Raw genomic sequence first — 12917 nt, 5'->3', positions numbered from 1 at the left:
GCGACTGGGAGGTTCACCGCGCGGGGGCCGACCGGACGGGAGAGTGTCGTGCAGACCTTCAGGTGCGCCTCGTGCGGGCGGGAGATCAAGCCCGCCGTCGCCTGCCCGCACTGCGGCGCCGACCAGCCACAGTGGGCCGAGCACCTGGCCGAGATCGAGCGCTCGATCGCCGAGATGAAGGCCCGCGACGCCGAGATCGCCCGCGAGCAACGGCAGATCGCCGCCAAGATGCAGGCCGCCCTCTTCCAGCGGGACATCCTGGCGCACGCCGGCGAGGAGCGGATCAAGCAGGCCACCCGGCCGCGCCGCGTGCTGCGCCGCCGGCCCGGTCGCCGCCCGCCGACCGCCACCACCGGCGCGCCGCCGCGGGTGCCCCGCCAGGGCACCCCGCCGACCGGCCCGGACGACCTCCCCCCGTCACCGCCGCGCGGCCGCCCACAGTGGCTCGACGCGGACAATCCGGAACACCCGCCCGAGGCGTCCTCCCGGGAGGTGCAGAACATCCCCCTCGGGCTCGGCGCGTTGCTGCTCGGCATCGCGGCGGTGGTCTTCGCCGCCGTGGCCACCAGCTCGATGGACGCGCTGGCCCGGCTCGGCGTGCTGCTGGTCGCCACTGTGCTGATGCTGCTCGCCCCGCCGGTGGTGGCCCGGCGCGGGCTCACCTCGACCGCCGAGACGATCGCCGCGGTGGGCCTGCTGCTGCTGCCGCTGGCCGGGTACGCGCTCTGGGCCGTCGACCGGGTCGGCGGCGGCACCTCCGGCCCCGCCTTCTCCGGGTCGATCTTCCTGGTCACCACCGTTGTCGCGTTCGGCTACGCGTACTGGACCGGGCTGCGGGCTCCCCGCTTCGCCACCGTGCTGGCCGCCCAGCCCGTGCTGCCGCTGCTGGCGTACGAGCGGATCACCGGGCCGGCCGGCTGGGCGCTGGTGCTCACCGTGGTGGCGGTGGCCGACCTCGCGCTGGCCCGCTCGGCGGTGACTGTCGAACGCCCCGTCCGGCGTGACCTGCCGAGCCCGCCGCCGGAACCCGCCCCGCCCCGGCAGCGGGCCGCCGACGGCCGGCCCGAGTCGGACCCGGAGGAATCCGGCGAGGTGCTCGGCGCGGAGCCGCCCGCCGGCGCGGAGCGGGTCCCGCCGGCCCGCCCGGTGCCCTGGCTGCGCGAGCTGACCTGGCTGCTGCACGGGGCGGCGGTCGCCGTCGCCCTGGCGTACGCGGTCACCGCCCTGCTGCGCGCCGTCACCGTGCCGACCGCCGCCGGGGCGGGGGCCGTCCTGCTGCTCGCCGCGCTGGTCGGGCTCGCCGGCACGCTGGTGCTGCGCCGGCCGCCGCTGCCGGACGTGGGCGCCGGCATCGTCACCCTCGCGGTGATCGGCGCGCTGGGCCGGGTCGCCTCGGTCGCCTTCCCCGGCCGGTCGCTGCTGCTCATCGCCGCGGTCATCGCGCTCACCGGGTTCGCCGTCCGGGGCGTACCGGAGGCGGCCCGGCGGGGTCCGCAGCTCGCCTCGGCGGTGGCGCTCACGGTCAGCGGCCTGGTCGTGGCTGGCGGCGCGCTGCGCGCCGGGCTGGCCCCGGTCCGCGCCGCGCTGCCCGCCTGGTCGGCGGAGCTGAGCGACTGGCACGCCGAGCTGGCCGCGGCGGTCGGCCCCACCGGCTGGCAGCTGGCCGCCAGCGCCCTGCTGCTCACCGTCGCCGCCGTGGTCGCCCTGCCGGCGGAGATCCGGCGCGAGTTCGCGGTGGTCGGCGCCGGGCTGACCGCGCTCGCCGTGCCGGCCTCGCTGGGGCTGGGCTGGGCGACCGCCTGCTGGCCGATGCTGCTGACCGCGGTGGCCGTCGGCGTGCTCGGTCTCACCGCGGGCACCGAGCGCGCCGCGGTGGCCCACTCGGTGACCGCCGCCGGGCTGGGGCTGATCGGGGCCGGGGCCGCGCTCGCCCGGCCCGCGCTGACCGCCGCCGCGCTGACCCTGCTGTTCCTGGCCGGCGCGCTGGTCTCGCTGGCGCCCCGGGTCCGCATCGCCGCCGCCGCGGCGGACACGGTCTGCGCCTGGGCGGCCGGCGGGGCCGCGTTCGCGCTGCCCGGCGCGGTGGCCGCGTTCGTCGCCGCCACGGTGCCGGCCGTGCCGGCGCCCACCCCGGCGAACCTGCGCGAGGTCACCGTCCCGATCCTCGCGGCGAGCTTCCTCGCCGTGTGCGTCACGCTCGGCTACGCCGCCCTCGTCCAGGTCGCCCAGCGGCACCTCACCATGCCCCACGCGCTCGGCACCGTGCTGGGCGCGGTGGCCGTCGCGGCGGCCGCGTTCGGCGCGCCCGGCGCCACCACCGCCGACGCCTGGTTGGGCGGGCTGCTGCTGGTCGCCGCCGCGTTGCTGGCGCTGGCCCCCCGGATCGACGCCGGCCGCCGCTCCGACCTGTCCCTCGACGGTTCGGACCTGGCCCTCGCCGCCACCACGGTGGCGCTCATCGCCACCCTGGTCCGGATCGCGGCCGTGCTGGCCCCCGGCGGCCAGCTCGTGGTGGCCGCCGCGCTGGTCACGGTGATCGCCGTCGCCGCACGGGCGATGCCGGAGGAGTGGCGGCGCGGCCCCGTCCTCGGCATCGGGGCCGGCGGCGCGCTGATCGGCCTCATCGCGGCGTGGAGCGCGCTGCGCGGCGGGGTCGGCGTGCTCGCCACGCCGGGCCCGATCTGGGCCGGCGACCTGAGCGGCTGGCCGGCCGCGCCGACCGGCGGGTCCACCTGGCAGGCGCCGGTCGCGCTGGCGCTGCTGGCCGTGGCCGCCGGCATCCTGCTGCCGGCGCCCTGGCGGTACGACGTCTCCGGCGCGGCCGCCGTGCTGGCCACCATCGGCGCGCCGGCCGCGTTCGACCTGCCCTGGTGGTCGCCGGTGCTGGTGGGCGCCATGGTCGCCACGGTGTTCGGGATGGCGGCGGTGGCCGCGGCCGACCCGCGCGCGGCGCTGTCCCGCGCCACGGTGGCGGGGGTCGTCGCCCTGCACGCCGCCGGCGCCGGGCTGGTGCGCCCGTGGACCACCGCGCTGGCGCTCGGCAGCATCGCGCTGATCGGGGTGACGGTGGCCGCCCTGGCCCGGGCCCTCGCGCCGGCGCTCGTGGAGGACGTCCGCACCGAGGGGATGCCGGCGCACCTCGTGCAGGTCGGTGGCGCGGCGGCCGGCGCCGCCCTGCTCGCGCTGCCCGGGGCGGTGGCCGCCCTGGCCGCCGAGTACGACCGGCCCCCGCAGGTGGTGCTCACCGCCGCGCTGGCCGCGTCCAGCATCGGCCTGGCCGCGGTGGCGGCGGTCCGCCGGCAGGTCCCGCAGTACCTGCCGTACGCCAGCGTGGCCGTGGTGGGCGGCGCGACGGTCAGCGCGGCCGCCGCCGTGGTCACCCACCTACCCGCCGGGGTGTACGCCGCCGCGGCGGCGCTGCTCGGCGTGCTCGCCGAGCTGATCCGGGCCGCCACCGTCCCACCGGCCGGTTCGGCCCAGCCGATCCGCCGCTGGTCGGTGCTGCTGAACGGGGCGTTGCGCCGCGCGCCCGACGACCCGGCCGAGCGCCGCTGGCGGGTGAGCCCGGCGGCCGGTGCGCTCGCCGCGGCGGCGCTGCCCACCGCCCTGGCGCTGGCCACGCTGGCGCCGGCGCTGGTGGTGGCGCTGGTCGAGCCGCTCCAGGTGGTGTCCCGGGTCTGGCAGGGCCCCCCGCCGGGGCTGCTCACCCCGCCACCCGAGGCGGTGGACCCGACGCACGTGCTCACCGCGCTGCTGCTCACCGTGACGGCGGCGCTGGCCGCCGTCGGGTTCAGCGGCGGCCGGCGGTCCCGGGCCGTGCCGGTGGTCCTGCCCGGGGCGGCGCTCACGTTGCTGATCACCCCGGTGGCGCTCGGTCGCGGCTGGCCGGTGACCGCGATGGCCGGGCTGGCCGTCTTCACCGTCTCGATGCTGGGGCTGGCACTCACCCCGCCGCCCGCGCTGGCCGAGCCGGCCCGCTCGATCCGGGTCGCCCGGGTGCTGGTGTTCGCCATCGGGCTGGCCGCCGGGAACGCCGGGCTCTCCGGGAGCCTCGCCACCCGGGAGCTGACCCTGTTCACGCTGGGCGGCGCGGTCGGCGTGGGCACGGTCGCGGCCCTCTTCGGCACCACGCAGCGGGCCCGCATCCTCGGCTGGCTGTTCGCCTCGCTGATGGCCCAGCTCTTCGTGCTCACGCTCGGCCTGGTGGCCGGTCTCGCCGCGGTCTGGTCCGCGTTCGGGGTGCTGGCCGTCGGGGCGGCTCTCCAGGTCTTCGCCGCCGCCCTGCCCCGGCTGCGCCGGCCCGAGGCGTACCGGGAGGCGGCCACCGTGGAGTGGAGCGGCCACGCCGCCGCGCTCATCGCGCTGGCCCTGGCCTACGACTCGCCCCGGCACATCGCCGCGCTGCTGGCCGCCTGGGGCGCCGTACTCGGGATGGCGGCCAGCCGCCCGGGCCGGCGGCCGGCGGAACGGAACCTGCTCATCTGGGGTGTGGTGATCTGCGAGATCAGCGCCTGGTGGATCCTCATGCGGACGGCCGACGTGGCGCTGCCCGAGGCCTACACGCTGCCGTTCGCGCTGCTCGCCCTGCTGGTCGGGGTGCTGCAACTGCGGCACCGGCCGGACCTGTCGAGCTGGGTGGCGTACGGGCCGGCACTGGTCGCCGCGTTCGTGCCGACGCTGGCCATCGTGCTGGCCACCGAGTCCAGCATGCTGCGCCAGGTGCTGCTGCTGCTCGGTGCCGTCGCGGTGCTGATCTTCGGTTCGACGAGCCAGCAGCAGGCGCCGGTGATCGTGGGCGCCACGGTCACCGCGATCGCCGCGGTGCACGCGCTGGTGAGTCTCGGCCCGTGGCTCGTGCTGATCCCGGTCGGCTTCGTCCTGCTGGTGCTGGGCGCGAGCAACGAGCGGCGCCGCCGCGCCCAGGAGCGCCTCCAGACGGCCCTCCGCGGGATGCGGTGAAACCGGAGGGGTGGGCACTCGCCGTAGGGGGCGGGCAGAGGGTGCCGGGTCCGCGGGTTCAGGCGAGGGAGGCGCGGAGCGCCTTCTCCTTCTCGGCGACCAGGTCCTCCAGGCTCGCCTGGTAGGCGGCCATCCGGTCCCGCAGCGCGGGGTCGGACGCGCCCAGGATGCGCACGGCCAGCAGCCCGGCGTTGCGGGCGTTGCCGATCGACACCGTGGCCACCGGCACCCCGGCCGGCATCTGCACGATGGAGAGCAGCGAGTCCATGCCGTCGAGGTACTTCAGCGGCACCGGCACGCCGATCACCGGCAGCGGGGTGACCGAGGCGACCATGCCGGGCAGGTGCGCGGCGCCGCCCGCCCCGGCGATGATCACCTTGACGCCCCGGTCCGCGGCGGACCGGCCGTACTCGATCATCTTGACCGGGGTGCGGTGCGCCGACACCACGCCGACCTCGTAGGGCACGCCGAACTCGTCCAGCGCCTCGGCGGCGGCCCTCATGGTCGGCCAGTCCGAGTCACTGCCCATGATCAGCCCGACGGTGCTCACTGTGCCTGCCCTTCGTTCGCGACTGCGGGGCTCGCAAGCTCACTCCTCGCGCTCACTCGCGCCCCTCCCGCAGCCAGCGGGCAGCACGCGCGGCCCGGGCCCGTACGTCGTCCAGGTCGGCGCCGAGCACGGTGACGTGCCCGATCTTGCGGCCCGGGCGCACCTGCTTGCCGTAGAGGTGGACCTTGGCCCCGGGTTCGGCGGCGAAGAGGTGGTGCAGCCGCTCGTCGATGGACATGCCGCCCGGCTCGCCGCCGAGCACGTTCGCCATCACCACGACCGGCGCGGTGAGCGAGGTGTCCCCCATCGGGTAGTCGAGCACGGCCCGCAGGTGCTGCTCGAACTGGGAGGTCCGGGCCCCCTCGATGGTCCAGTGCCCGGAGTTGTGCGGCCGCATGGCCAGCTCGTTGACCACCAGCCCGGTGGGCGTCTCGAACAGCTCCACGGCGAGCAGGCCGACCACGCCGAGCGCGGTGGCCAGGTCGATGGCGAGCTGCTGCGCGGCGACGGCCCGCTCCTCGGGCAGGTCGGGCGCCGGGGCGAGCACCTCGACGCAGATGCCGTCCCGCTGCACCGTCTCCACCACCGGGTAGGCGGCGACCTGCCCGAACGGCGAGCGGGCCACCTGCACGGCCAGCTCCCGGCGCAACGCCACCCGCTCCTCGACGATCAGCGGGGTGCCCCCGGCCAGCAGCGTGGTGGCCAGCTCGGCGGCCTGGGTGGCGTCGTCCACCATCCAGACGCCCCGGCCGTCGTAGCCGCCGCGGGCCGCCTTCAGCACCACCGGCCAGCCGATCTCCGCGCCGAACGCGAGCAGGTCGGCCGGTGTCTCGACGGGGCGCCAGACCGGGTTCGGCGCGCCCAGTTCACCGAGCCGCTCGCGCATCACCCGCTTGTCCTGGGCGTGCAGCAGCGCCTCGGCCGGCGGGAAGAGCTTTACGCCCTCCTCGGTCAGGGTGCGGATGTGCGCGTTGGGCACATGCTCGTGGTCGAAGGTGACCACGTCGCACGCCTTGGCGAAGGTGCGCAGGGCGGCGAGGTCGGTGTGGTCGCCGTACTGGACGTCGGCGGCGACCAGGGCGGCGCCGTCGTCCGGTGCGAGCGCGAGCACGCGCAGCGACTGGCCGAGGGCGATGGCGGCCTGGTGGGTCATCCGGGCCAGTTGGCCACCGCCCACCATGCCGACGACAGGCAGTCCGGTACGGGAATCCATAGCGCCGCCAGCCTATCGGGGCGGCGACGGGCGTCGGTCCCGAGGGCCGGGACCCGGGGCGAGGTGGGGCGGACCGACGCGGGCCGGTTGGCAAGATCAAGGCATGCCGACCCGCGATCTGCTCCGCTCCCTGCCGGTGCTGGCCCACGACATGCCGTCCTTCGACCCGACCGACGTGCCGGCGGAGCCCATCGCCCTCTTCGCCGACTGGCTCGCGGAAGCGGTCGCCGCCGGCGTGGACGAGCCGCACGCCATGACGGTCGCGACGGTCGACGCCGACGGCGCGCCCGACGCGCGGGTGCTGATCCTGAAGGACCTGGACGCCGCCGGCTGGCACTTCGCCACCACCTCCACCAGCGCCAAGGGCCGGCAGATCGCCGGCAACCCGCACGTCGCACTCGGCTTCCACTGGCGGGAGCAGGGCAGGCAGGTCCGGGTACGCGGCACCGCCCGGCCCGCCGACCCCGCCGTCTCCCGCCGCGACTTCCTGGCCCGGCCGGAGGGCTCCCGGATCGCGACCCTGGCCGGCCGGCAGAGCGCCGTCCTCGCCGACCGCGCCGAGCTGGACCGGGAGCTGGCCGAGGTACGCGCCCGGCTGGCCGCCGATCCCGGGCTGGTCGCCGAGGGACACACGGTCTACGCGGTGACCCCGGCGAGCGTCGAGTTCTGGCAGGCCGACCGGGAGCGCCGGCACGTCCGCCTGCGGTACCGGCGGGCCGCCGACGGGTGGAGCCGCGAACTGCTCTGGCCGTGACTGTCAGCCGAGCCGGGCGGTGGAGACGGCTATCCGGCGCGGGGCGCGGGCGATCTCGCGGGCGGTGGTCCGGGCGATCAGCAGCGAACCGATCACGGTCGGGGCGAGCCAGGCGACCAGGTGCCCGCCGGTCATCTGCACGGCGAACCCGGTGACGAAGGCGATCACCGTGCTGCCCATGAGGTTGAGGTGCCAGATCCGCCAGCCCCGGGGACCGAGGCCGCGCGGCCGGCGCCGGGCGATCCCGAGGCCGCCGACCAGCCAGCCGAGGGTGAGCGCGCCGAGCACGGCCAGCCCCCACAGGCGGCCCGGGTCGTAGGCGAAGAGTCCGAAGGCGCTGAGGCTGAGGCCGAGGGCGGCCCCCGCGTAGACGCGGCCGAGCAGGGTGTGCCGGCCGCGACGCTTCGGCGCGAGCAGCACGGGCAGCGCCAGCAGCAGCCCGGTGATGCCGCTGGCGGCGTGGAGCACGACGAGAACGGTGCGCACGGGTCCCCCTTCCCGCGACATCCCAATGTGGGAGGTCGATAGGATCCAGCATCGGACCTGACACAATGGGATGTCAAGGAGATTCGCGAAGGAGAACCGACCGATGCCGGACCGGCCGTTGAACGCCACCGCCGCCTCGCTGCTGGGCTTCCTGCACGACGGCCCCATGACCGGCTGGGACCTGGTCACCGTCGCCCAGCAGCGGATCGGGGCGTTCTGGTCGCTGACCCAGAGCCAGGTCTACCGGGAGCTGACCGCGATGGCGGCCGCCGGGCTGGTCCGGGCCGGTGAGCGGGGCCGACGCGACCGGCAGCCGTACGAGATCACCGAGGCGGGGCGCCGGGCCTTCACCGAGTGGACGGCCCGCCCCCCGGCCGACGAGACGATCCGGTTCCCGCTGCTGCTCACGGTGCTCTTCGGTCGGCACCTCCCGCCGGAACGGCTCGCCGGCTACCTCGGCGCGCACCGGGCCGCCCACGCCGCACGGCTCGCCGACTACCAGGCCGCCGCGGCGGCGCTGCCCCCGGAGGCGGACGAGATCGAACCTTACGCGGTGGCCACACTGCGCTTCGGGCTGGCGTACGAGCGGGCGGTGCTGGAGTGGTTCGACACGCTGCCCCCGCCGCTGAGGCCGGCCGACGGGGCCGAGGAGCCGGTCACCTGAGCTGGGCGACCAGCTCCTCGGCCGTGGTCACCGGCCGGTCACAGACGAACCCCCGGCACACGTACGCGGTCGGCCGCCCGCCCAGCGCGGGCCGGTCGGCCAGCAGCGGCACGCCGGGCTGGTCGGCGCGGCCCGCCACCACCACGGCCCCGGGTGGGGCGTGCCGGAGCGCGGCGGCCACCAGCGGGTCGCCCACCGGGTCGTCGGTGACCACCGCGATCTCGTACGGCCCGGAGAGCAGCGCCTCACCGACCGTGGCCGCATAGCCGGTGAACCGGGCATGCCGGGCGACGATCGGCGCGACCGTGGACAGGGCGGCGTCCGCCGCCTCCCGGTACCGGGTCTCCCCCGTCAACGCCGCGTACGCGACAAGCGCCGCGACGATCGCCGAGCGGCCGGCCGGGGTGGCGTTGTCCGTCGGGTCGGCCGGCCGGGTGACCAGGCGCTCGGCGTCGTCGGCGGTGTCGTAGAAGCCGCCGTCGGGTGCGGCGAACCGGGCCAGCGCCACGTCGAGCAGCTGCCCGGCCAGGACGAGCCAGCGCCCCTCGCCGGTCAGCTGGTGCATCGCGCAGAACGCCTCGGCCACGCAGCCGTAGTCCTCCAGCACACCGGCCGGCTCCCCCACGACCTTGTCCCGGGAGACGCGGCGCAGCCGGCCGTCCACCACGTGCACGGCCGCCAGGTGCTCGGCGGCGTCCCGCATCGCGCCGTCGGCCACGATGGTGACGCCCTCCATGAGGTTGGCGTCCTCGTCCTCGGGGGTCGCCAGGAGCGCCGCGACCTGCTGGAACTCGGCGATCGCGGTGATCGCCAGCCCGTTCCAGGCGGCCACCACCTTGTCGTCGCGGGCCGGCTGCGGGCGGGTGTCCCGCGCGGCCAGCAGCCGGCCCACCACCTCCTGCCAGCGCCGGCGCACCGCGGGGTCGGCGTCGTCGACGTCCCGGGCCAGCCTGAGCACGCTGGTGCCGTGCTCGAAGGTGCCCTGCTCGGTCACCTCGAACAGGTCGGCGGCGAAGCGGCCGTCCTCCTCCCCCAGCACCTCGACCAACTGCTGCGGGGTCCACACGTAGGTGAGGCCCTCGACCCCCTCCGTGTCGGCGTCCAGCGCCGAGACGAAGCCCTCGCCGGCCCGGTGCAGCTCGTCGGCGAGGAAGCGCGCCGTGTCGCGGGCCACCCGGCGGGCCAGCCGGTCCCCGGTGAGCCGCCAGAGCTGGGTGTAGACCCGCAGCAGCAGGGCGTTGTCGTAGAGCATCTTCTCGAAGTGCGGCACCGTCCAGTGCCCGTCCACCGAGTAGCGGGCGAAGCCGCCGGCGAGCTGGTCGTGCAGGCCGCCGCGGGCCATGGCCTCGCAGGTGTGCCGGACGATCTCCAGGCTCCGGGGCGAGCCGGTGCGCTGGTGGTGCCGGAGCAGGAAGAGCAGGTTCATGTGCGGCGGGAACTTCGGCGCGCCGCCGAAGCCGCCGTTCGTCTCGTCGTACTCGGAGGCGAGCTGGTCGGCGGCGGCGTCCAGCACCTCGGCGGTCAGCGGCGCGGTCAGGCCGCCCACGGCCTGCGCGCCGCCGATCGCCTCGACCACGGCGGCGCCCTGCCGGAGCACCGCGTCCCGCTGGTCGCGCCAGGCGGTGGCGACCGAGCCGAGCAGCCGGACGAAGTTCGCCCGCGGGAAGTAGGTGCCGCAGAAGAACGGGGTGCCGTCCGGCGTGGCGAAGACCGTCATGGGCCAGCCGCCCTGGCCCGTCATGGCCTGGGTGGCCGTCATGTAGACGGCGTCCACGTCGGGCCGCTCCTCACGGTCGACCTTGACGCAGACGAAGTCGTCGTTCATGAGCTGGGCGACGCCCTCGTTCTCGAACGACTCGTGCGCCATCACGTGGCACCAGTGGCAGGCCGCGTAGCCGACCGAGATGAGCACCGGCACGTCGCGCCGTTTCGCCTCGGCGAACGCCTCGTCGCACCAGGGCCACCAGTCGACCGGGTTGTCGGCGTGCTGGAGCAGGTAGGGCGAGGTGGCGTCGGCGAGTCGGTTCACCCGACGACCATATCGGCCACACCCCGGCCCCGCCGCCGGAGTGAACCGGTCGGGCCGGGGAGGTGACTCCCCGGCCCGCCGGATGACGCCGCCGCCGCGTCAGGCGGCGTCCAGCCGCACCGGGAACAGCGGCGGGACGACCTGGACGTACTCGTCGAAGAAGGGGTCGCGGCCCTCGACCTGCAGCCGGACCTGGACGTCACCCGGCCGGAACCGCACCCCGCTGTACGGGGTGGTGGTGGCCGTCCACGGCACCGCCCGACCCGGCACGCACTGCACCTCGACGCGCTCGAACCAGACGACCCGGCCCTTCTGCTGGGCGTTGGCGTCCACGAACACCAGTGCCGCCTGGCCGCAGGTCAGCGTGCCGTGCACGGTCACCGGGCCGCTCGGCAGGGCGATCGTGCCGGTCTCCGCCACCGTCGCCCGCGGATCCAGCAGCGGCGGTGCCGGCGGGTTGGTCAGGTGGACCTCGCCCCGCGCCGCCGGCTCCCCACCGGCGCAGTGCTGCTCGAAGGTGGCGTCGAGCTTCTCGAGGTAGTTGTAGGGACCGAACCGGATGTCCTGGATGGTGAAGGATCCGACCAGGTCGCCGTCACAACTGCCGCCGTCGCCGAGGAGGAGCATGCCGGGGCCGTTCTCGTAGTAGGGCCAGGCGGTGGCGCCGGTGTAGGTGCCGGCTTCCAGCGGACCGCCGTCGGGCGCCAGCACCAGGTGGAAGTCGACTCCCGTGGCCGGGTCGGTCACGCCGACCTGGGCGTCGAACGGGCTGCCGTAGAGCTGGGCCGTCATGCCCGTCGCGGTGGCGAAGGAGAAGGTCGCACCCCGGGTCACCGGGTCGTCCGGGTCACCGGTCACCGTGAAGGTGCCCGAGGCGGGACCGGTCGGCGGCTCGGCCGAGGCGGGCGCCGGGACGGTCAGAGCGGCGATGCCGGCGGCCAGCGACAGGGCCGCGGCGAGCAGAGGTCGTCGCCAGGAACGTGTCATGTGGTCCTCCCCCGAGGTGGACGTTGTGGACGCGCCGTGCCAGCGCCCGCACCGAGCGTATGGGGCGACGCCCCTCTCGCGCTGCCCCGTTCGAGGCCGTCGGCGCCGCCCCCACGGGACACGATCCGTCCTTCCGATATTCATCTTTGTTGATTTGAATCAGCGCATGCCCGGCGGCCGCCGGGCCGTCCGAAGGAGACGGTTCATGCGCAGACTCCCCGCCCTGCTCGCCCTCGCCACCCTCGCCGCCCTCACCGGACCGGTGCTGGCTCCCGGCGCCGCGACCGCCGCGGTCGCGCCGGAGACCCGGTTCTCCGCCACCACCGGCGTCGGGGTCCACAACGCCTACGAGCGCGGCACCTACCCCTACCTGGCGCAGGCGCTCGACGCCCGGCCCGGGCTGATCGAGCTGGACGTCTGGCCGGACGTGCTGACCCGGCAGTGGCGGGTCAGCCACTCCAACCCGCTGGGCAACGACAACAACTGCGTGGCCGCCACGAGCGCCGCCCAGCTCTACACCGGCACCCGGAACCGGAACCTGGAGCACTGCCTGGACGACATCCGGCTCTGGCTGGGCGCCCACCCCGACGCCGGCCCGCTCGTCCTCAAACTGGAGCTGAAGACCGGCTTCAGCGGGCGTACCGGGCAGGGGCCGGCCCAGCTCGACGCCGTGCTCGCCGCGCGGCTCGGCGACCGGGTGTTCCGCCCGGCCGACCTGCTCGGCGGCCACGCCGGCCTGGACGCCGCCGCACGCGCCGACGCCTGGCCCAGCCGGGCGCAGCTCGCCGGCCGGGTGATCGTCGAGCTGATCCCCGGCACCGTCGAGGAGGGCAACCCGACCGACACCCTCTGGACCGACGTCGAGTACGCCCGCCACCTGGCCGGCCTCGCGGCGGCCGGCACGCTGGGCAGCGCCCGCGCGTTCCCGGCCGTGCACCGGGCGCAGGCCGGCGACCCGCGCACCCGGTACGCCGACGCCGGCCTGCGGCCCTGGTTCGTGCTCTTCGACGGCGACGCCACGGCGTACGTCACCGGGGGCGTCGACACCGCCTGGTACGACACCAACCACTACCTGCTGGTGATGACCGACGCGCAGAACGTCCCGCCGGCCGTGGGCGCCGACGACGCCGACGCGGCGGCGGCCCGGGTGGCCGAGCTGGCCCGCGCACACGCCAGCATCGCCTCCGCGGACTGGGCGGCCCTGCCCACCGTGCTCGACGACGTGCTGCCCCGCGGCTGAGCACCCGATCGACCGGTCCGCGCCGCCGGGGCGAG

9 protein-coding genes are annotated in these 12917 nt (G+C 76.2%); 4 read left to right on the top strand and 5 right to left on the bottom strand.

Annotation, left to right across the window (positions count from 1 at the left end; genetic code table 11):
* Window positions 1-48 precede the first annotated feature (48 nt).
* Window positions 49-4959: an SCO7613 C-terminal domain-containing membrane protein gene (locus tag ACZ6PY_RS04585; RefSeq protein WP_466069152.1), complete on the top strand. Its 4911-nt coding sequence runs from the start codon at window positions 49-51 to the stop codon at window positions 4957-4959.
* 58 nt (window positions 4960-5017) lie between these two features.
* On the opposite strand, the gene purE is transcribed toward ACZ6PY_RS04585, so the two are convergent.
* Both purE and ACZ6PY_RS04575 read right to left on the bottom strand, forming a co-directional pair.
* Window positions 5018-5509: a 5-(carboxyamino)imidazole ribonucleotide mutase gene (purE, locus tag ACZ6PY_RS04580; protein ID WP_466069150.1), complete on the bottom strand. Its 492-nt coding sequence runs from the start codon at window positions 5507-5509 to the stop codon at window positions 5018-5020.
* 52 nt (window positions 5510-5561) lie between these two features.
* Window positions 5562-6722 (bottom strand): 5-(carboxyamino)imidazole ribonucleotide synthase, encoded by a 1161-nt coding sequence (locus ACZ6PY_RS04575; RefSeq protein ID WP_466069148.1) that lies wholly within the window; start codon window positions 6720-6722, stop codon window positions 5562-5564.
* 103 nt (window positions 6723-6825) lie between these two features.
* On the opposite strand from ACZ6PY_RS04575, the gene ACZ6PY_RS04570 reads away from it, so the two are divergent.
* Window positions 6826-7476 carry a pyridoxine/pyridoxamine 5'-phosphate oxidase gene (locus ACZ6PY_RS04570; protein WP_466069146.1) on the top strand — a complete coding sequence of 217 codons (651 nt, stop codon included), beginning with the start codon at window positions 6826-6828 and terminating at the stop codon, window positions 7474-7476.
* Window positions 7477-7479: 3 nt separating this feature from the next.
* On the opposite strand, the gene ACZ6PY_RS04565 is transcribed toward ACZ6PY_RS04570, so the two are convergent.
* On the bottom strand, window positions 7480-7962 hold the full coding sequence (locus ACZ6PY_RS04565; protein ID WP_466069144.1) for a hypothetical protein: 483 nt from the start codon (window positions 7960-7962) through the stop codon (window positions 7480-7482).
* Between the two features lie 103 nt (window positions 7963-8065).
* Between ACZ6PY_RS04565 and ACZ6PY_RS04560 the strand changes: the two genes are divergently transcribed.
* Window positions 8066-8626: a PadR family transcriptional regulator gene (locus ACZ6PY_RS04560; RefSeq protein WP_466069142.1), complete on the top strand. Its 561-nt coding sequence runs from the start codon at window positions 8066-8068 to the stop codon at window positions 8624-8626.
* Here the strand turns inward: ACZ6PY_RS04560 and ACZ6PY_RS04555 are convergent.
* Together ACZ6PY_RS04555 and ACZ6PY_RS04550 are read right to left on the bottom strand one after the other, a co-directional pair.
* Window positions 8619-10655, bottom strand: coding sequence for a thioredoxin domain-containing protein (locus ACZ6PY_RS04555; RefSeq protein WP_466069141.1), 2037 nt, complete (start codon window positions 10653-10655; stop codon window positions 8619-8621). The two genes, ACZ6PY_RS04560 and ACZ6PY_RS04555, sit on opposite strands and share 8 nt — an antisense overlap.
* Before the next feature lie 99 nt (window positions 10656-10754).
* Window positions 10755-11642: a hypothetical protein gene (locus ACZ6PY_RS04550; RefSeq protein WP_466069139.1), complete on the bottom strand. Its 888-nt coding sequence runs from the start codon at window positions 11640-11642 to the stop codon at window positions 10755-10757.
* 205 nt (window positions 11643-11847) lie between these two features.
* Here ACZ6PY_RS04550 and ACZ6PY_RS04545 point away from each other — a divergent pair, with 205 nt between their 5' ends.
* On the top strand, window positions 11848-12882 hold the full coding sequence (locus tag ACZ6PY_RS04545) for a phosphatidylinositol-specific phospholipase C domain-containing protein (RefSeq protein WP_466069137.1): 1035 nt from the start codon (window positions 11848-11850) through the stop codon (window positions 12880-12882).
* Window positions 12883-12917: the final 35 nt, after the last annotated feature.

The organism is Micromonospora sp. NPDC048907, from assembly GCF_055586885.1.
The sequence above is the reverse complement of the archived record's forward strand: the minus strand, read 5'-3'. Positions and strand labels throughout refer to the sequence as shown.

Excerpts from the sequence above, each read along its gene's own strand:
- ACZ6PY_RS04545 (WP_466069137.1), top strand. The coding sequence starts at position 11,848 with ATGCGCAGACTCCCCGCCCTGCTCGCCCTCGCCACCCTCGCCGCCCTC.
- ACZ6PY_RS04560 (WP_466069142.1), top strand. The coding sequence starts at position 8,066 with ATGCCGGACCGGCCGTTGAACGCCACCGCCGCCTCGCTGCTGGGCTTC.
- ACZ6PY_RS04575 (WP_466069148.1), bottom strand. The coding sequence starts at position 6,722 with ATGGATTCCCGTACCGGACTGCCTGTCGTCGGCATGGTGGGCGGTGGC.
- ACZ6PY_RS04550 (WP_466069139.1), bottom strand. The coding sequence starts at position 11,642 with ATGACACGTTCCTGGCGACGACCTCTGCTCGCCGCGGCCCTGTCGCTG.
- ACZ6PY_RS04570 (WP_466069146.1), top strand. The coding sequence starts at position 6,826 with ATGCCGACCCGCGATCTGCTCCGCTCCCTGCCGGTGCTGGCCCACGAC.